Genomic DNA, 19447 nt, shown 5'->3' on the forward strand with positions numbered 1-19447 from the left:
ACAATCTAGGTATCGGCGACCTTCGCAGGCTCGATTTGCCGTGGCTCCGCATCCCCGGCCTCTTCCTCCGTGCGCCATTCAACCTGCTTGTAGTCGAAGCCGTATTTCAGCGTCGGTTTGACGATCTCGAAATAGGGCGACAAGTCGAAATCTCGGGGGGTGAAGAGGGAGTGGTGGCGAATCTGCAAAATTTCCCTGCGGGAGTATTCGGACGCCGCCCGCATGCGGCCGGGTATGACCTCGACTTCCGGCAGTATGGGATAACGGATCGACTGGAACGCCTGGGCGATCAGCGAGGAGCAGATGGCGCGCGTCGGGTCGCCCGAACCGAACTGGATCATGCGTCTGCGCCAGCGGACGGGAACGGGCGGGGTCGGGAAGAAATAGCGCAGCATGTCGAGCACGTTCTTGTTGTCGTATTTCAGACCGATCCTCTGGATCATGAAGTCGACGACGACCTTCTGATCGGCTGGCGATAGCCCGACCGCGCGGCATATGCGGGTGTTGTAGCTGGTATATTTCTCAAGCGGCACGGCCTCGCACCCCGTGCCGAGATTGACCTCTACGAGACGCAGGAAATTGCCCGACTGATCCGCCTGCCCGAGTGCATCCCCGACATAAAGGGCAGCGTGGCTCCAGGTCGACTGCGTAAGGTATTTGATCGCGGCCGAAATCTTGCGGTTGCCCTCGACCAGCAGGACGTCACCCGGCCGCAGGGTCCTGTAAAGCGTTTCGGGATCCGATGGCGTATAGGGCTTGTAGCCCGATGATTCCGACTGCAGCCGCTCCGCCATCCAGCGGCCGAGCCGGTCAAGTATCGTGTCCTTGCTTTCCATCGTAAATCCGTCCGGGCGCAGAGACCCCAACCGTCACAGGAACGCCGCCGCATTTCAAGCGTTAGCCATTTACCCTGACCAAGATGTGTCACCGTGTGAAGACAGGAGGATGCAATGGGTGAGCGAGAGCTGCGCAATGGCGAAAGGTCGGCCGAGAGCCTGAAAAGGGAAGCCGAGAAACGTAAAATAAGGATCGAGGAAAAGAAGGGAGAGCCGTTCAAGACGGGCGACGACCGGTTCGAGGATTTTCAGGACCGCGCCGACGAAGACGACTGAGGCCCAACGGGTTCAATCCGCCGCCGCGCGCCAGAGGGCGCGCACACGGCTGCGCACGACGCCCGCCTCGTCAGCAAGAAGATCTCCGGCTAAGCGCGAGAACTCCTGCCTTAGCCGGGCCGTCTCGGCAGTCGCCACCCGTGTTAGAACCTCGACATCCTCCTCCGAACCAAGGGCCTCCGGGTCGCGCACCGCCAGTGCCCGCAGCATCGACAGGTCGTGCTCGTCGCCGAGGATATTGCCGCCCTCCTTGGCGCGCATGGCACGCAGTCTCATCACGCCCGGCCAGAGCGCCCGCAGAAGTCTTACGTGCATCCAGTGATATTTTACCCGCTTGCGCAGTTCGTGCCAGTCGCTCGGGTCTCCGCTCGCATTGGCCTTGACATGAGCCCTGCGCGCACGAGCATACGATCTGCCGAAGCCCTTCCCGATGATTCGGGAGTTGCGGCCCCGAAGCGACAGGGAGGAAACCGCATCGATACCCTCCTCGCAGGCGGCGATCGCCGAGGAGATTCTTGCGTGCAGGTCTTCTTCGCCCGATGCCACGCTGTCGCGGCGTGCAGCGAGCCGGTGACGGATCGCATACAGCGTCGGCTGATCGTCGCCATATCGCCCTGCTCCCGCGAGCCGGTCCATCGTCTCGACAAGCGCAGCGGCGTCCCGCGCCGAAGAGAGTGAACGGGCCGCATCTCTCAGGCGCGCGTTTTCGCCGGCATAGAGATCGGGCGTACCGTCGCGCACCAGACGAAATAGGCCGCGCAATTTCTTGAAGCGCTTGCGCGCGTCATGGATGGCCGTGGGCCGCCCGCCACGCTCGGTGTACAAAATGTCGATTGCCCTGTGATACTGCCTGGCGGCAATGCGCGAAACTTCGCCGGCCAAGTCGCGGTCCGGCCTTATGCCGTACCTCACCCGACCGTCCCACCAGCAAACTCGCGCATGACCGGTTCCGGCAGACCGCTGGTTGCAAGAGCAGCGTTACTCCAGGCGCCATCGCCCGTGACCTCCCGGCCGATCCAGGCCGGAATCGGCGGATCGTCGCGCTCGCCGGCAAGTTCGACCTCGGCGACGACAAGCCCGGACAGCACGCCGCGGTACTCGTCGACCTCCCATTCATACCCTCTGAAGGGAACGAGGAAGCGTATCTTCTCAATCAACCGTCCACGGCTCGCTGCGATGAGTTCACGCGCCTCGGCCAAGGGTATCGCGTATTCGAATTCGTCGCGCGTGATTTGTCCATTGCTCATCTTAATGGCCAGTTCGGCCCTGGCATCGTCGGTGATCCGGACCCGCAACGACGCTGGTCCGTCGAGCGCCACATATGCCTGGACGATGTGCCGTGCACCGGCGGTCAAGGCTAGCCAAGTGTCGTCCCTTACCAGAAATTTTCTCTCGGTTTCCTTGGCCATGGGGCAGCTTTTCCGAAAATCGGGAGCCACGCAACCGTTTCGCGCGGATTGTCGACCACTTGACCTCCGAAGACATGCCGCTAAGTCTGGAACGATTCCAAACTTGGTTTTCCCGACATGCTTCACCGCTTTTTTCCCAATACCCGGCGCGACTTTTCGAGTCTCACCGAGCAGGAGGTTCTCGCGCTGGCGATTTCGTCCGAGGAGGACGACGCGCGCATTTATCTTGCCTATGCCGACGGGCTTCGCGAGGAGTTTCCCCAGTCCGCCAAGATTTTCGAGGAAATGGCCGAAGAGGAGACCGAGCATCGGGCGCAGCTGATCGAATTGCACAAGAAGCGGTTCGGCGACCGCATACCACTGATCCGGCGCGAGCATGTACGCGGCTATTACGAGCGCAAGCCCGACTGGCTGGTGCGTCCGCTCGGCATCGAGAAGGTTCGCAGACAGGCCGCCGAGATGGAGGCACAGGCGCACCGGTTCTACGTCAAGGCGGCACAGCAGAGCGAGGATGCCGACACCCGCAAGCTGCTGGGTGAACTCGCCCTCGCGGAGAGCGGCCACAAGACGGCCGCTGAGGATCTCGAGCGCAAGCACGTCCCGGAAGACGTGCGCGAGCTGGAAGACAAAACGGAACGCCGGCAGTTCATCCTGACCTATATCCAGCCAGGACTGGCCGGACTGATGGACGGCTCGGTCTCCACTCTTGCCCCGATCTTCGCCACCGCATTCGCGACGCAGGACACGTGGACAACCTTTCTCGTCGGCCTCGCCGCCTCGGTCGGCGCCGGAATCTCGATGGGATTCACCGAGGTCGCCTCCGACGATGGGGTGATCTCGGGCCGCGGCTCACCAATCAAGCGGGGCCTGGCGACGGGCATCATGACTACGGTGGGCGGCCTCGGCCACGCGCTGCCCTACCTCATCCCGCATTTCTGGACGGCGACGATCATCGCGATGATCATCGTGGTAGTAGAATTGTGGGCGATCGCATGGATTCAGAAGCGCTGGATGGAGACGCCGTGGAGCAGGGCGATCTTCCAGGTCGTGCTCGGCGGCGCGCTGGTTTTCGCGGCCGGAATGCTGATCGGCAACGCCTGACCGACGCATCTCGGCAACAGCTAAAGGGCGGGAGTCTGCCGCCCACCGTTCACGTCAAATTCATACACTGTGTGGCACGATTACAAGAGAAAGCCGGGGCAGCAAGCCCCTGGCCTGCCGGACATCGAACCATGCTGCTGCTCACATCATTCCAGCGAAATCTGAACGCGATCCGCAACTTCCTGTGGCCGGCATACCTGCCCGAGCGCCACTACATGCGCGGACCGGGACCAGCTTGCGCTCGAAGGACGCAGGCCGACCACTGAAGACTGGGGCCGCCACGGCAAATCGCCCGACCAGAGGCCGGGCGATGCGCTTGTTCCGATCAGATAATGCCGCTGCGGACTAGCGTCCGCCAGTCGCCGAAGCGCCAGACTTCGGTTTCCCAAGGTTCTGATTCTTCGTTTCTTCCTTGGCTTTGCCCGCAACCCGGCGGGCCGCCGACTTGACCTCGCCGGCAGTCTTCGCTGAACTGTCCGAAACGCTCGACGATCCAGACGCAGCGCCCTGCTTGGTTTCCTTGGCGACGGCAGAAACTTCGGCCGCAGTAGATTTCACAACCTTCTCGGCCTTCTCGCGCTCTTCGGAATAGATGCGCTCGGCCTCTTTAAAGAGCGTGTCGCGATACTCGCCAACGGCCTCGTTTTCCGCACGCGTGCGCGGAAGGGCACTTCCAAGCGCCGCACCAGCCGCGACCGCAAGGGCTCCGACAACAAGCGGCTGGTCATTGAAAAAATCGACCGCCTTGCGCTTGCCGTCTGCGGCGAGGCGCTCCGCTTCAAGTTGAGCATCCAGCGCTGCCTGGCGAGCAGCAATAACCCGCTTGCGGGCGTCCTCTGACAAACTCTCGGTGCCGTCATAAAGCCGCTGGCGCAACTCCGCGCTGCGTTTGCGCGTACGCTCGCCCATCCGGCGCGAGGCCCCAGTCAGGCGGTCCCAGCCTTCAGACACGGCATCGGCGGCGCCGGAAGCGGCGGACTTGGCGGAAGAGGCGATCTCACCAGACTTGCGACCGATTGAGCTGCCGCGTGACGTGCCGTTGCCCGAGCCCGTTCCGATGTCCGACCACGCCGATGCAGAGGCGCCGGTGGCACCGGGAGAACGCGCGTCAAGACCAGCGGCGTGGAGCCCGCGGTCATGCCGGGCCGATCCGAAACGGTCGTCGAGATCATCATAGTCGTCGTCGTGCGAACGCCGTCCCGGCCCGTCGCCGAAAATCATCCAAGCGAGACCCACACCCGTCAGGGCAAGGGCGATCGGATTGTCCCGCACAGAGCGGGAAACCGACCGTCCGAACTCACCGCCATGTTCGGTGAACTGGCGACCCACGCGGCGAGTGATTTCCTCAAGGGAGAAGCTGTTCTGCAATCCCTGCAGACTTGCGGCCAGTTCGGCGCGCTCTCGCTCGATATCCCGCTCGATTTCCGATGGTGAACGCTGATTACCTGTCATTGTACTGTCTCCTTCACGGCGTCGGCGTCACGGCGCACATTGCGTGCCGTCCTGGTAGGCGCCAAGCTGTTCAATTTCAGATCGTTCTTCCCCTTAGACATCAGGAGGAACGCGACGAGGGCCAAGGCACCGCCTACGATGAGTGCCGCCCATCCTGCACCCAGTCCGGCCTCGGCCAATGCTGCCACGAGTGCCGCGGCGAGGACATTGAGCGCGGTGAGAGCGAGGACGACAGCGCCTACGAGCAAGCCGATTGCCACACCCGCCGTCTTTACGTTTTCACTTACTTCAGCACGCGCGAGGTCGACCTCGAAGCGCACAAGATTGCTGATGTGGGTGAGCGCGTCGCCGAGCAGGCCGGTCGTACTGCGCTTGCGGGTCGCATAATCACTCATCGCGATACTCCCGTCGTCTGGTTGGAATAGGAGGGCTGGCTGCCCGAAACGGCGCCGGCGTTTGCCGAACCGGCAGACACCGGCCGCGACGTACTGGAAGGCCGTGTCATTTCGGGCGAATGCTCAGCCTCGGCCGATGCCTTCGCGAAACGGCTGGCGGCAAAGCCCAGCAGTACCGCACCGCCCAAGAACGCCATTGGATTGCGGCGAGCAAACGCGTTCACGTCCGAGACCATCTCACCGAAGTCCTTCCGGCGAAGCGCATCGGAAGCATCGCTCAGTCCCGAGGCGATCTGGTCGAAGGTCTTCTTCTGAAACGAAGACTCCCCGAACTCTCCTGACGCGCTCCGGAACGCGGAGGCGACACCGGAAATTTCGTCAGCAAAGGTTGACTTCGCACCCTCGGCGCGCCGTGCCGCTTCAGCCTTGGCAGCTTGGGTTGTCTCTGCTGCCTTGGCCCGGACGGCGTCAGCCGCATCGCTGGCAGCCTTCTTCACGTCTTCCGCAGTGCTGCCGCCGGATGACCCGGAGCCAGTTCCGCTTTGATACGGAGCAGTTGATTCTGTCATCTGTGTTCTCCCTTCAATCGATCAGGCTATGAGGCTGATGACTGCGAGGACGATCACCACAAGCCCTATCGTGTAAAAAATGCTGTACATTGCATCGTCCTTTCATCGTCCCTTTAGGAAGTACGAGGGACAGCAAAGGTTCCAAAGAGATGGAAAAACAGCTTTCCGAGACCAAAGCGGGAGCACGCGCGAGTAGGGCGGGCGCGACGCGCTGATGCCAAAACAACAGCGACCGGGCGCCAAGACGACGCCCGGCCGAACCGGAAACCTTCAGAAGATTTGGAGCGTTATTTCACCGAACCAACAATGGTCTGGTCCGGCATTTCAATCGACACCCAATGACCGGTATGGCGCGTCGACTGCCGTTTCAGATACGTATAGCCCGTGTCATGCCAGGACATGACCTTTGACGTCAGATTGTCGAGAATGAAGTCGCCCTTGTCAGTGCGTACCGTCAACACGGCATGGCCTTCGCCATCGGGCTTGCGCACGACCGTGATCAGCAGGTTGGTCTCCGGAAAACCCGCATTGAGGAGCATGCGCCGCTTGAGCAGAACATAGTCCTCGCAATCGCCGGTGTTCTCCGGGTAGGTCCAGACCTCTTCCTTGCCATAGATATCGAAGTCGCTGCGCGGCTCGATGACCATGTTGACGCGGGAATTTACGTCGAGCACGCGAGCCCAGTCCTGCGGGGTCAACGACAGCGGCGTAGTGCGGGAGGAGCGCCGCATACATTCGTCGCGATAGAGCCGGCAGAATTCGTAGTGCCCGATCGGCTGGGAGGTCATGGCACCGGTCTTCATTCCCCCGGCCGCGATTGCCCCCTGCGGCAACGCCGCGGCCCCGATCAAGATCGCCAGAAAAGCGAGTTTCCGTCCCACAGCAACCCTCCTTGCCAGTCCCCAACGGTTAACGGGAAGTTAACGGCTGACAAGGAATGCGACAACGCATCGAAAGGAACTAGTTGGGAATATGGTTACCGCCACAGGGCGGCAAATATCGCTTTCCGCGCCGCTGTGACGAAAGTGCGACAGTCGATTGAAGACGATATGACGGCCAAAGAGGGCGTTGCCAGGTGATTCGTCAGGCGGCGGGCTTGCGCCGGCCCGACTGGCTGGCGAACGTCGCCCGTGCGCGCATGAAGTCGAGCATGCGGGGCGCGATTTCGGACCGAAAGCGGGAGCCGTTGAAGACTCCGTAATGGCCAACTCTCGGCTGCTCGTAGTGGATCTTCATCGCGTCCGGAATGGACGTGCACAGCCCGTGTGCACCTTTGGTCTGGCCCCGACCGGTTATGTCGTCGTTCTCGCCCTCGATCGTCATCAGCGCGACACGGTGGATGGCGGAGGGATCGACCGACTCGCCGCGATGTTGCATCGTTCCATTCGGAAGCGCGTGCTTGATGAAGACGGTGTCGACGGTCTGCAGATAGAACTCGGCAGTGAGGTCCATGACCGCTAGATATTCATCGTAAAAGTCGCGATGCTTTTCGGCGGAGTCGCCATCGTCGCGCACCAGATGCATGAAGAAGTCCTTCTGCGCAATCAGGTGGCGGTCGAGGTTCATGGTCATGAAACCGGTGAGCTGCAGGAAGCCCGGATAGACGTCACGCATGAAGCCTGGGTTCGGGAACGGCACCTTCATAATGACGTTGCTCTCGAACCAGTCGATGCTCTTTTCTTCGGCGAGGCGATTGACCGCCGTCGGATTGCGGCGCGTGTCGATCGGCCCGCCCATCAGCGTCATGGACAGCGGCACGTTCGGGTCATCACGACCCTCCATCAGGGAGATGGCGGCAAGCACGGGGACGGACGGCTGGCATACGCCGACAATGTGAGTCTCCGGCCCGAGGAGGTGGAGCATCTCGATGAGGTAGTCAATATAGTCGTCCAGGTCGAAATGACCGTCCGACAGCGGAACACTGCGCGCGTCGATCCAATCGGTGACGTAAACATCCGCTTCAGGCAGGAAGCGCTCTACCGTGCCGCGCAAAAGCGTCGCGTAGTGGCCGGACATCGGCGCGACGAGCAGGACTTTGGGATCTTCGGGGCGCGGTTTCTCGAGATCACGTGCGAAGTGGATCATTTTGCAGAACGGCTTCGACCACACCACCGTTTCGCGCACGTCGACCGTCTTCCCCCCAACCTCAGTCTGGGGAAGATCGAACGCAGGCTTGCCATAACGACGGGTCGTGCGCTCGAAGACCTCGCACCAGGCGGCGACCGTTCGGCCCGCCCTGGTCTGGGAGATCGGGTTTAGGGGGTTGCGGTAGAACAGGCGTGTCGCATCGACTGCTGCCCGCCAAGGCTGCATCAGCGCATGGTTCATTTCGTAGAGATGATAAAACATTCGCTCGCGGTCCCCGTTGGCGTCGCCCGCGAAAAGCCATTCAGAATCAATGGATGACGCGCGCCGACATAGCGGAAAGTACATGGTTCATGGTGCATTGCAAAACGCGCCAGGGGAGAAAACGGTGCATTATTTCCCACTGTTGCAGCTTTGACTTACAACTTTCGTAGCATAAGCACCCTGTCGGAGATCTGGGCGCCGGGTGGAACCTCCCGTCGAACCTGGTCGGCGATCCCGGCGGGCACATCGTCGAGCGGGTGAATCACGAAGCCACGTCTGGAGTAGAAAAGCGCGTTGAACGGCACGTCGCGGAAGGTCGACAGCCCGACTGTCGTGTGGAACGTCCGGCGGGCCATGTCGATGACCTCCGAAAGCAGGGCCGATCCAACGCCGCCCCCCGGCGTCGGGGTCGACCGACAACTCCTTCAGCCAACAGATGCCCTGCAATTCGCTCGAGACGGCAAAGCCGAGCGGAACGTCCTGCCCGTCCGCGGCGACCAAGGTGGTATTCGATGTCACGAAATCTCTGAAATCGTCGGATGCCTGCGGTTCCTGCCCGATCACGTCGAATCCGTGCGCCGCAAGCAGGGTCGACGCACGCGCTTCGATATCTTGCAAATGCGAGATGTCGCTTTTCATTGCCTCGCGGATCGTGAACCCGGCGGGAGGGTCTGCCGCGGTCAGGCTTCGTGCCCTTGGACGACGATGAGCTCGCCGTCCGCGGCTTCCTGGCGGATGGACCTTGCGGCCGTGTAGGTGTCCGAATTGTAGCAGGCGAGCGCCTGCTCGAAGCTGTCGAACTCGATGACGACGTTGCGCGGACGTCCCTCGCCCTCGACCGCCTCGGACTTGCCGCCGCGAACGAGAAACCTTGCGCCGAACTCCCGATAGGCCGGCGTCGCGGTCGCGACATAATCCTTGTATCGCTCGGGATCATGCACGGTGATGCGCCCGATCCAGTAACCCTTCGCCATGAGTCGCTCCCAGTTTCAAATCCGGACATCTAGGCACAAAAAAGGGTGCGGACAAGCCGCACCCTTTTCCTTGAAACCAAAAGCCACGCCTTACTGGTCGATAACGCCGAGGCAGCGGTTCTTGACGCGCAGGCTGGTGACCGTGTCGCTGGTCGCATAGTCCTCGCAGATGCGCTTCACCTCGGCCCTCTGCTCCTCGCTGGCGGCCGAATAACGCATGCTGAAGTCGTCGAACATGCGCATGTTGCCGTCATCGTCAGCAAAGATGCTGCCAACTTCCGAGTCCATGTCAGTGGGCATCGGGAAGGGCTCGGGGTTCAGGGCCGATGTCTGCGCGAAAGCGGCACCCGTCATAAAGATGGCGGCAGCAGCGGCGGTCGTAAGCTTGGTCAACATAAAGTATTTCTCCCTTTTTCTTGTCTTACTTTTGAAAAACTTCTTGTTTTTCAGTGACGATACGGGGAGATAATGGACAGTCCGGAGAATAGTTCCTGTTATTCGGAAAAGGCGGATGACATTTCCGTGAGAATCCCGATCACGGCAGATTTGCGGTCGCCAGCCCCGACGATCGGGCGGCCGACGACAAGATGGCTGGCTCCCGATGCGACGGCCTCACCCGGAGTTACGATGCGCTTCTGGTCGCCGGCAGCCGCACCCGACGGTCTTATCCCGGGCGTGACGACGGCCATGTCGTGCCCCACGATTTCCCGCACGCCCTCAGCCTCGGCAGCAGAACACACGATGCCGCCCATGCCCGCCAACTGCGCTGCGCGGGCCCGCTTCATGACCAGCATGGCGGCTGTGTCGTGGTATCCGGCGTCCGACAGGTCGTGGTCGTCCATCGACGTCAGCACGGTGACGCCCAGCAGGCAAAGCTCCGTGCCTCGGGCGGCCTCGACGGCTACCGTCATGGTCTTGGGATAGGCATGAACCGTGAGCATGGAGACGCCGGTCCTGGCCACCGCCTCCACCCCCTTGGCGACCGTGTTGTCAATGTCCAGCAGCTTCATGTCGAGAAAAACGCGCTTGCCGGCAGCAGTCAGTTCGCGGGCAAGATCGAGGCCCCCGGCAAAGGCGAGATGGTAGCCGATCTTGTAGAACAATCCGGTATCACCAAGATCATCGACAACCGCCGCGGCCTCGGCCACAGTGGGAACGTCGAGGGCAATAATCAGGCGCTCCCGCGCGGCGTCGAGGGTCATGGAAGCCTCCGTCAAGCTCACAGGACGAGATGCCACGACCGGACAAGCCTCGCAAGGGCTTCAAGGGTACGGCTGATACTCCGCCGCCCGCGAACCACTGCAAGCACGATTTACTCAGCGCGCACGACGCGAGATCGAGTGGTCGAGGAGGGCCCGGCAAGCGCTCTTCAACTTCGATGCCAGACGCTCGTCGGCCAGCATGCCGTCCTCGCCGAACGCCTTCGACGCCCGGCTCACCGAACATTGCTCGGTGACGATCTGCGCGCCGACATTCATCAAAACGGAGCGGAGATGATAAAGACCGCGGATACCCCCGAGCGCGCCGTCGGATGCAGCGCCGAGGGCGATGGTGAGGCCCGCGTAGGGCTTCACCGGGCCACTGCCGTCGGACTTTACGAGGCTGACCCAGTCGATGGTGTTCTTCAGCAAGGGCGGGATCGAGGAGTTGTATTCCGGGCTGGCAATGAAAGCGGCGTCATGGGAGGCAAAAAAACGCGCCAGCCTGACCGCGTTTTCGGGGACGCCCTTTTCCTTTTTGAGGTCCTCGTCGACCAGTGGCAGCGGATAGTCCGCCAGCGAGATCATCGTCACGTCCGCCTCCATCTGGACGAGCGTCTTCATCGCGGCTTCCGCCAGTTGCCTGTTAAAAGAACCCGAACGCGTTGAACCTGCGAAAACCAGAACCTTTCGAAACATGAAATCCTCAATCGATACCGCGATGGGGTCGCGTCATTCTTCGCGCGCGTAGATCCAGACCCTTGCCGGCGGAACGTTCCTGAGCACCCACGGGGTGCGGGTCATGCGAACATCTTGCGAAGAAGGCGTGACCGGGGCGGCCACGCCGTAGGAGAACTGGACAAACGGCCTCCCCGGGGCAAGCAGATCGAGCGCCTCATTCAGCAGTGCCTGGCGCTTGCTCTTGGGGAAGTTGAGGAGGGGAAGACCGGAGATCACGGCGTCGAACGCACGGGGCCGGGACGCCGTCAGCGTCTGGTGCAGCGCAAAAGCATCGCCCTGAACCACGTGAAGCCGGGGATAGGCCTCGCGGAGCTGGCGGCAGAACCGGCGCGAATATTCGACGGTATAGAGACGGTCCTGAGGAAGGCCCGTGGCCAGAAGCGCCCTGGTGATCGCGCCGGTCCCCGGTCCCAGTTCCAAGACTGGAAGGCCCGACCCGACGTTGACGAAAGACGCCATCAAGGCGGCGGTTTCCGACGAGGTGGGAGCAACGGCGCCGACAGTGCGCGGCGCCATCAGGACCGAACCGAAGAAGCGAACCTGATCGGCAAAACGTTCCCTGATTACCGCTCGCTTCGTAAGCTTGCAGATTGGCTGGTTCAGGAACGGCAGGTCCTCATTCGCCAATGTCGAAGAATTCCTTCATCCGGGAGAAAAAACCACTCGATTGCGGACTGTTCTCCCGCGCCGAAATCTCATCGAACTCCTCCAGCAATTCGCGCTGGCGCTTCGACAAATTCTGCGGCGTCTCGACATTGATCTGAATGTAAAGATCGCCCATATGCGCCTGCCGCAAGACCGGCATCCCCTTCCCCTTAAGGCGGAACTGCCTACCGGGCTGTGTGCCCTCCGGCACCTTAACACGCGTGAACGCGCCGTCCATGGTCGCGACCTCAAACTGACCGCCGAGCGCAGCCTTGGTCATCGAAATCGGAACCTTGCAATAGAGATCCGCTCCGTCGCGCTGGAAAAACTCGTGCGGCTTTACCGATATGAAGATGTAGAGATCGCCTGCCGGGCCGCTGCGGAAGCCCGCCTCGCCCTCACCAGCCAGACGGATGCGGGTGCCGTCCTCAATGCCGGCCGGAATATTGACCGAAAGCGACCGCTCCTGCGTGACGCGGCCCTGGCCCGAGCAATGGGTGCACGGATCGTTGATGGTCTGACCGCGGCCGTCGCAGGTCGGGCAACTGCGCTCGATGGAGAAAAATCCCGAGGCCGCCCGCACCCTGCCCGAACCGCCGCATGTGGTGCAGGTCACAGGCTGCGAGCCCGGCTTGGCGCCGCTGCCCGAACAGACCTCGCAGACCATCGACGAAGGTACCCGGATTTGCGCGGTCTTGCCGTGGTAGGCGTCCTCGAGCGAAATTTCCATGTTGTAGCGGAGATCGGCGCCGCGCTCGCGGCCCCCGCTGCGGCGCCCGCGCGCGCCGCCCATCATCTCGCCGAAGATGTCCTCGAAAATATCGGAAAATCCACCAGCGCCGCCGAAGCCCCCGGCGCCGCCGCCCATTCCGCCATTCTCGAACGCGGCATGACCGAAACGGTCATAGGCCGCTCGTTTCTGCGGATCCTTGAGTGTCTCGTAGGCTTCGTTGACTTCCTTGAACCTTGCCTCGGCTTCGGTATCGCCGGGGTTGCGATCCGGATGGAATTGCATCGCGAGCTTGCGGTAAGCGCCCTTGAGCGCCTTCTCGTCGGCTTCGCGCGAAACTCCGAGCGTATCGTAAAAATCGGCCTTGGCCATTGTCTGCCGCTATCCCCTCAACAGATGAACCCTCCCGCCTGATGGGCGGGAGGGGCTGACTGTATCCGCCGGATCAGGCAGATTTCTTCTGATCGTCATCGTCGTCGATTTCTTCGAAATCGGCATCGACCACGTCATCGTCCTTGGCTGCGTCGGATGACGCATCGGCTTCGGCCGCAGCTGTTTCCTCGGCCTGCTGTGCTTCATACATCGCCTGACCGAGCTTCATCGAGGTTTCGGCAAGAGCCTGCGTCTTGGCCTTGATGGCCTCGGCGTCAGGCGTCTCGGACCCGACCTCTTCCTTGAGCGCCGCCAGAGCGTCCTCGATCGCCTTGCGGTCTTCCTCGGAGACCTTGTCGCCATACTCCTTCAGCGACTTCTCGGTGGAATCGACCAGCGATTCCGCCTGGTTCCTCGCCTCGACGGCCTCGCGGCGCGCCTTATCGCTCTCGGCGTTGGCCTCCGCATCCTTGACCATGTTTTCGATCTCCTCGTCGGAGAGACCGCCCGAGGCCTGGATCCGGATTTCATGCTCCTTGCCGGTGCCCTTGTCCTTCGCCTTGACGTTGACGATGCCGTTGGCGTCGATATCGAACGTGACCTCGATCTGCGGCACGCCGCGCGGGGCCGGCGGAATGCCGACGAGATCGAACTGGCCAAGCAGCTTGTTGTCCGAAGCCATTTCGCGCTCGCCCTGCGCAACGCGGATGGTAACGGCATTCTGGTTATCTTCCGCCGTGGAGAAAACCTGGCTCTTCTTGGTCGGGATCGTCGTGTTGCGATCGATCAGACGGGTGAACACGCCGCCCAGCGTCTCGATGCCGAGAGAAAGCGGCGTCACGTCCAGCAGTAGCACGTCCTTGACGTCACCCTGCAGCACGCCAGCCTGAATGGCCGCGCCGAGCGCAACAACCTCATCCGGATTCACCCCCTTGTGGGGTTCCTTGCCGAAGAAATCCTTCACGACCTGCTGGACCTTGGGCATGCGCGTCATGCCGCCGACAAGCACGACCTCGTCGACTTCGCCGGCTTTCATTCCGGCATCCTTCAGCGCGGCTTTCATCGGATCGATTGTCCGGTTGACGAGATCGTCGACAAGGCTCTCGAACTTGGCGCGGGTCAGTTTCATTGTCAGGTGCTTCGGACCGGAAGCGTCAGCCGTGATGAACGGCAGGTTGATCTCGGTCTGCGACGAGGACGACAGCTCGATCTTAGCCTTCTCGGCAGCTTCCTTGAGACGCTGCAGAGCGAGCTTGTCGTTCTTCAGGTCGATGCCCTGATCCTTCTTGAACTCGGCTGCGAAATATTCGACCAACCGCATGTCGAAATCTTCACCACCGAGGAAGGTGTCGCCGTTGGTGGACTTCACCTCGAAGACGCCGTCGCCGATCTCAAGGATCGACACGTCGAAAGTGCCGCCGCCAAGGTCGTAAACCGCGATCGTGCGGCCGTCCTTCTTGTCGAGGCCATAGGCCAGCGCCGCGGCGGTCGGCTCGTTGATGATGCGCAGGACCTCAAGTCCGGCAATCTTGCCGGCATCCTTGGTGGCCTGACGCTGGGCGTCGTTAAAATAAGCGGGCACGGTGATAACGGCCTGCTCAACCTTTTCGCCGAGATAGCCTTCCGCGGTTTCCTTCATTTTCTGCAGGATCATGGCGGAGATCTGCGACGGCGAATATTTTTCGCCGGAAACTTCCACCCATGCATCGCCATTGCCGCCCTCGACAATCTTGTAAGGCACCATCTTCTTGTCCTTGGCAACGGTGGGATCCGAATAGCGCCGTCCGATCAGACGCTTGACCGCAAACACTGTGCCTTCGGGGTTGGTAACCGCCTGGCGCTTGGCCGGCTGACCGACAAGACGTTCGCCGTCGTCGGAAAATGCCACCATGGAGGGCGTGGTGCGCGCGCCTTCGGAGTTCTCGATGACCTTGGCATCCTTGCCATCCATCACTGCAACGCAGGAATTGGTGGTTCCAAGGTCGATCCCGATTACTTTTGCCATTTCTTCTCTCTCCTAAGCAGACCGCCCGGACCCATTCCGGCATTCCATCAAGCGGTCCCTGTTTCCGGATTTTTGATGCGCCGCCGCGAAGGCCGCGACAACGTTGCGGCGTATATAAGAAGGGCCTTTTCATGCTGCAAGACTGAATGCAGGCGGAAAAATCGCCCCTACCGCGGAAAAACTCCACGGTTTGGCCGCGTGCGGCGGGATCACAACGCTGGCGAGAATACACCCTTCTCGGTCACGATCAGGTCCATCGCGATGTCATGGGGTTGTGGAAAGATTGTCCGAATGCGCGCGCATTCGTAGCCGACGCCGATCGCACGCGGCCTGGGTGAAAGGGCGGCAAGCGTGCGATCGAAGAACCCGCCGCCATAGCCGAGCCGATAAGCGGACCCATCGAAACCCACCACCGGCGGGAGCACGACATCGGGAACTATGTCGCGGCCGGATTCCGGAACAGGGATGTTCCAGACACCCTTTTGAAGCGGATCGCCCGGCTTCCAGGCGCGGAAAACCAGTGGGCGGCCCCGCTCGATGACGACAGGCAAGGCGCATATTCCGCCGTTCTCAAGGACCGGCTCCATCAACACGCGCAAATCCGGTTCGCCGCGAAACGGCCAGCAGAAGCCGACGGTCCTGCCGGCCGCGGGCATGACGAGCGGTGCTAGGCGGGACACAATCTCCGCACTCCACGCCCGGCGCTCCGCGGCGCCGAAATCCAGGCGTTTCGCGATAAGGCGCTCGCGTTCGGCCTTGCGCCAGCGCAGAACCTCGAGGCGCTGCCGCGGATCGATCTGCACAAACGCGCCATCCGCATCAATCCCGAGTTCGTGCGCGAAACAGGGCGCCGATCCGCCAGTGTTTCCGTCGTCTTGAGCGCTCTTCTTCATGGCTTCAGAGGGTGTGGCTCGATGCGATGCTCTCGCCTGCCATCTTACGGGTCAAATTCGAGGCCGGGACGACGACCGGCCGTGTCGCATCCAAAGCGGACAGATCCGGACGAGTCACACGGCAGGGGCAAGCCTGAATTGGTATTCAGACGTTATTTCAACGATTCGCGACGGTCCGATGTCCTCCAAAACGCTCTCTGTCGACAAGGCATTCCGCCAAGCAAAAACCCTGATGCGCAAGGGGGAGGTTGAAGGGGCACGCAGCTTGTATCAGGAGATCCTCGAGCGCTATCCGCAGAATGCGCGAGCACAGGAAGCGCTCGACGCACTCGAACAGCCGCAAGTCAGGATGCGCGGCGGTTTCACGGTCGAAAAAGCGAAAGACGCCCTCGCCTTGCTCGATCAGGGCAAGTTCGAGGAGGCCTTGATTCACGCCCGGGCTCTGATGGAGGCCTTTCCGCAGGTCCCCTTCGTCCATAACCTGACAGGCATCCTGCTGGAAAAACAGGGCGACAGCGACGGGGCCGTCGACAGCTACCGAAAGGCGATCGAGATCAACCCGCATTTCGGGGAAGCTTACATCAATCTTGGCGAGGCGCTGAATCAACGCGGGCAAGCGGATCTTGCGCTGCCGCTGCTGAAAGAAGCGGTACCGTTGATGGACGATCCCACGATGGCCTGGAACAATATGGGCAATTCGCTTCTTCATCTCGGACGGCTTTCGGAGGCCGCCGAGGCTTACGAAAAAGCGGTCGCGCTGAGACCGCGCTTCGCGGCAGCCTACCGAAACCTGTCGATGGTGAAAAAGTTTGTGCCCAATGATCCGATAATCGCAACGATCGGAGCAATGCTGCAGGAGAAGATGCCACCGGAAGATCACGCGCATCTGGCCTTCGCGCTGGCGAAGGCCTGCGAAGACATAGGCGAGAACAACCATGCCTTCGACCTGCTCGCTCACGGAAACCGGCTGATGAAACAGATCACCGGCTATACCACGGAGAAGGACAGCAAGGTCTTCGCCAAGATCAAGCAATTCTTCGCCGAGCCACCGCCGCCGCTGCCCGTTCAGGAGGACGGCGGGCCGCGGCCGATCTTCGTTCTCGGCATGGCCCGTTCCGGCACGTCGCTGGTCGAGCAAATCCTGGCGAGCCATTCGCATGTGTTCGGCGGCGGCGAATTGCCGGCGCTCGGCAAGGCGGTTCTGCCGGTGATGAACGCCGAGCAGAAAGATTTCGACCGCGCGGCGCTGGAAAAGATCCGATCGAGCTATCTCGGCGCACTGAAGAACCTTGGACAGTCCAGTCCGGTAATCGTAGACAAGCGGCCGCTCAATTTCCGCTGGATCGGCTACATCATGGCGGCCCTCCCGGAGGCAACGGTCATTCACACCCGGCGCAACCCGATGGCCACGGGCTGGTCGATCTACAAACAGTTCTTCCCCGCGCCGGGCATGAGCTTTTGCTGGGATCTGGCCGACATCGCCGCGTATACGGAGCTTTACGAAGACCTGATGGCGTTCTGGCACGAGAAATATCCAGGCCGGATCCATGATCTGCAATACGAAGCGCTGACGGAAAACCAGGAAGACGAGACGCGCAAGCTGATCGCGCATTGCGGGCTTGCGTGGGAAGACGGATGCTTGGAATTCCATCGCACGCGCCGCGCCGTCGCGACAGCCAGCGCCGCCCAGGTGCGCAAGAAGATGTACACGGGAAGCTCCGAAGCGTGGCGCAAATACGAGGACCGGCTCGGCCCGCTGCTCAGCCTGGCGGGATGACGGCGCCCGGCACTCGGTTTCGATCAATCACGGCGGGCGCGATCGCGGTTTTTCTTCCATTCAGCGGGAAGCTCCGGTAATTCGCCGTGGCGTGGCCGGCCAGCATCTCGAGCGGCCATTACACCGAGGTACCTGCGTGTCCGTCGAAAAATCGCTGAGAAAAGCCAGATCGCTCGCCAAGGCCGGCGACTTCCTTGCGGCGAAGCAGGCCTATGAGACGATCCTCGCGAACTATCCCGGGAACAAACGCGCGCAGGAGGGGCTGAAAAATCTGGCGGCTATCCGGGAAAACAGCCAAACCCCGACTCGTCAAGATGTGGAGATGCTGCTTTCACTGCACCGTGACGGCAAGCTTCACGACGCCTTGGCACGAGGCAAATCACTGGTGTCGCGCTATCCGAACGTCGCAGCGTTGCATAACATCCTGGGCGGGGTGTACGGCGAACTCGACCGTATCGAGGAAGCAATCGCCAGCTACGAACGGTCGATCGCGCTGTCACCGCAACAGGCCGACGCGCACAGCAACCTCGGCGCCGCGCTGAACCAGGCAGGACACCACGAACAGGGCCTCGCACATCTGGAAGAGGCGGTCCGCCTGCAGCCGGATTATGCGGAGGCCTACAACAATCTCGGTCTCACGCTCTCCGCATTGGGGCGGTCTGAGGAAGCCGTGAAACGGTTACGCCGGGCGATCGAGCTGCGGCCCGACTATGCAGCCGCGCATCGTCATTTGAGCAATGCGAAAAAATACATCGTGGGCGATCCGCACGTCGGGGAAATGCGAAAGGCACTCGCCACGATCCCGGGGCACTCGCAGGAAGCCGCTCACTTGCACTTTGCCCTCGGCAAGGCTTTCGACGACATTGACGAGCCAGGCACGGCATTCCGCCATTTTGCGGCCGGAAACCGCATCCGGAAATCGCGAAACGGAGATCTGATCGACCGGCACAGGAAACAGTTCGATCGTGTCAAAGCGATGTTCAGCCCCTCGCCGCCCCCCGTCGCGCCGGCCCACCTCGGAAAGCGGATGATCTTCATCGTCGGCATGCCGCGCTCAGGGACATCGTTGGTTGAACAGATCCTTGCAAGCCACTCGAGCGTGCATGGCGCAGGCGAACTCGGACTGCTTGACGAGACCTGCGGCAAGATCCTCGCGAGGGGCAAATCCACGGTCCCAGCGGCGCAACTCGCAACCCTGCGATCGGAGTATCTGACCGGGATCAGCCGAAGGGACATCAGGGAAAGCGTCGTGACCGACAAGATGCCGACGAACTTCCGCTGGATCGGCTTCATCGCGACCGCCTTCCCGGATGCGACGATCGTGCATGTCAGGCGGAATGCGGTCGCCACGTGCTGGTCGATCTTCAAGCAGTATTTTCCGACGAGCGGACTGGACTTTGCTTGGGATCTCGACGATCTCGCCCGCTACTACCGGCTGTACGAGGATCTGATGGATTTCTGGCACCGGAGGTTCCCGGGCCGAATTTCCGATCTGAAGTACGAGGCGCTGACCGAGCGCCAGGAGGCGGAAACCCGCAAATTGCTCGAGGCTTGCGGGCTGGACTGGGAACCGGCCTGCCTTGATTTCCACCGCACCAGCCGAGCGGTGAACACGGCCAGCAGCCACCAGGTGCGAAGGAAGATGTACACCGGCAGTTCGGACGACTGGACGCGATACCGGGCCCACCTCGGCCCGCTGCTTGGCCTCGCGGACTGACGGCGGC

At 61.6% G+C, this 19447-nt stretch carries 21 protein-coding genes; 4 read left to right on the forward strand and 17 right to left on the reverse strand.

What is annotated here, in order from left to right; all coding sequences use genetic code 11:
• Window positions 1-5: 5 nt before the first annotated feature.
• Window positions 6-836, reverse strand: a complete 831-nt coding sequence (locus LC298_RS01690; RefSeq protein ID WP_131565236.1) for a C40 family peptidase — start codon at window positions 834-836, stop codon at window positions 6-8.
• A 114-nt stretch (window positions 837-950) separates the two neighbouring features.
• Here LC298_RS01690 and LC298_RS01695 point away from each other — a divergent pair, with 114 nt between their 5' ends.
• Window positions 951-1112 (forward strand): hypothetical protein, encoded by a 162-nt coding sequence (locus LC298_RS01695; protein ID WP_158284681.1) that lies wholly within the window; start codon window positions 951-953, stop codon window positions 1110-1112.
• Window positions 1113-1124: 12 nt separating this feature from the next.
• Here the strand turns inward: LC298_RS01695 and LC298_RS01700 are convergent, their stop codons facing one another.
• Window positions 1125-1994, reverse strand: coding sequence for a CHAD domain-containing protein (locus LC298_RS01700; protein WP_158284680.1), 870 nt, complete (start codon window positions 1992-1994; stop codon window positions 1125-1127).
• 26 nt (window positions 1995-2020) lie between these two features.
• A complete protein-coding gene (locus LC298_RS01705; RefSeq protein WP_131565232.1) occupies window positions 2021-2521 on the reverse strand; it encodes a CYTH domain-containing protein in 501 nt (166 codons plus the stop codon).
• 117 nt (window positions 2522-2638) lie between these two features.
• On the opposite strand from LC298_RS01705, the gene mbfA reads away from it, so the two are divergent.
• Entirely contained in the window at window positions 2639-3622 is a 984-nt protein-coding gene (gene mbfA / locus LC298_RS01710) for an iron exporter MbfA (RefSeq protein WP_131565231.1), read from the forward strand.
• A gap of 345 nt (window positions 3623-3967) precedes the next feature.
• On the opposite strand, the gene LC298_RS01715 is transcribed toward mbfA, so the two are convergent.
• The 14 genes from LC298_RS01715 to LC298_RS01780 form a co-directional block, all read right to left on the reverse strand.
• Window positions 3968-5074, reverse strand: coding sequence for a DUF3618 domain-containing protein (locus LC298_RS01715; RefSeq protein ID WP_131565229.1), 1107 nt, complete (start codon window positions 5072-5074; stop codon window positions 3968-3970).
• Entirely contained in the window at window positions 5071-5469 is a 399-nt protein-coding gene (locus LC298_RS01720) for a phage holin family protein (RefSeq protein WP_131565227.1), read from the reverse strand. The genes LC298_RS01715 and LC298_RS01720 overlap by 4 nt, the downstream gene beginning before the upstream one ends.
• Entirely contained in the window at window positions 5466-6038 is a 573-nt protein-coding gene (locus LC298_RS01725; RefSeq protein WP_131565226.1) for a hypothetical protein, read from the reverse strand. The genes LC298_RS01720 and LC298_RS01725 overlap by 4 nt, the downstream gene beginning before the upstream one ends.
• Before the next feature lie 287 nt (window positions 6039-6325).
• Window positions 6326-6841, reverse strand: coding sequence for a transglutaminase-like cysteine peptidase (locus LC298_RS01730; protein WP_131565881.1), 516 nt, complete (start codon window positions 6839-6841; stop codon window positions 6326-6328).
• A 280-nt stretch (window positions 6842-7121) separates the two neighbouring features.
• Entirely contained in the window at window positions 7122-8387 is a 1266-nt protein-coding gene (locus LC298_RS01735) for a polyhydroxyalkanoate depolymerase (RefSeq protein ID WP_131565224.1), read from the reverse strand.
• 155 nt (window positions 8388-8542) lie between these two features.
• Window positions 8543-8743: a hypothetical protein gene (locus tag LC298_RS01740; RefSeq protein ID WP_131565222.1), complete on the reverse strand. Its 201-nt coding sequence runs from the start codon at window positions 8741-8743 to the stop codon at window positions 8543-8545.
• Window positions 8744-9067: 324 nt separating this feature from the next.
• Entirely contained in the window at window positions 9068-9361 is a 294-nt protein-coding gene (locus LC298_RS01745; RefSeq protein ID WP_131565220.1) for a DUF1330 domain-containing protein, read from the reverse strand.
• A gap of 90 nt (window positions 9362-9451) precedes the next feature.
• Window positions 9452-9757: a hypothetical protein gene (locus tag LC298_RS01750; protein WP_131565218.1), complete on the reverse strand. Its 306-nt coding sequence runs from the start codon at window positions 9755-9757 to the stop codon at window positions 9452-9454.
• A gap of 98 nt (window positions 9758-9855) precedes the next feature.
• A complete protein-coding gene (gene pyrF / locus LC298_RS01755) occupies window positions 9856-10563 on the reverse strand; it encodes an orotidine-5'-phosphate decarboxylase (RefSeq protein WP_131565216.1) in 708 nt (235 codons plus the stop codon).
• A 114-nt stretch (window positions 10564-10677) separates the two neighbouring features.
• On the reverse strand, window positions 10678-11259 hold the full coding sequence (locus LC298_RS01760; protein WP_131565215.1) for an NADPH-dependent FMN reductase: 582 nt from the start codon (window positions 11257-11259) through the stop codon (window positions 10678-10680).
• 33 nt (window positions 11260-11292) lie between these two features.
• Window positions 11293-11928, reverse strand: a complete 636-nt coding sequence (locus LC298_RS01765; protein WP_223385494.1) for a class I SAM-dependent methyltransferase — start codon at window positions 11926-11928, stop codon at window positions 11293-11295.
• Window positions 11918-13048, reverse strand: coding sequence for a molecular chaperone DnaJ (dnaJ, locus tag LC298_RS01770; RefSeq protein ID WP_131565213.1), 1131 nt, complete (start codon window positions 13046-13048; stop codon window positions 11918-11920). The genes LC298_RS01765 and dnaJ overlap by 11 nt, the downstream gene beginning before the upstream one ends.
• Before the next feature lie 73 nt (window positions 13049-13121).
• Complete coding sequence (gene dnaK / locus LC298_RS01775) at window positions 13122-15053, reverse strand: molecular chaperone DnaK (protein WP_131565211.1); 1932 nt, start codon at window positions 15051-15053, stop codon at window positions 13122-13124.
• A 209-nt stretch (window positions 15054-15262) separates the two neighbouring features.
• Complete coding sequence (locus tag LC298_RS01780) at window positions 15263-15946, reverse strand: 5-formyltetrahydrofolate cyclo-ligase (RefSeq protein ID WP_131565209.1); 684 nt, start codon at window positions 15944-15946, stop codon at window positions 15263-15265.
• Window positions 15947-16124: 178 nt separating this feature from the next.
• Between LC298_RS01780 and LC298_RS01785 the strand changes: the two genes are divergently transcribed.
• On the forward strand, window positions 16125-17723 hold the full coding sequence (locus tag LC298_RS01785; protein WP_158284679.1) for a tetratricopeptide repeat-containing sulfotransferase family protein: 1599 nt from the start codon (window positions 16125-16127) through the stop codon (window positions 17721-17723).
• A 136-nt stretch (window positions 17724-17859) separates the two neighbouring features.
• On the forward strand, window positions 17860-19440 hold the full coding sequence (locus LC298_RS01790) for a tetratricopeptide repeat-containing sulfotransferase family protein (RefSeq protein ID WP_158284678.1): 1581 nt from the start codon (window positions 17860-17862) through the stop codon (window positions 19438-19440).
• Window positions 19441-19447: the final 7 nt, after the last annotated feature.

Source organism: Oricola cellulosilytica (genome assembly GCF_019966575.1).
GTDB classification, from domain to species: domain Bacteria; phylum Pseudomonadota; class Alphaproteobacteria; order Rhizobiales; family Rhizobiaceae; genus Oricola; species Oricola cellulosilytica.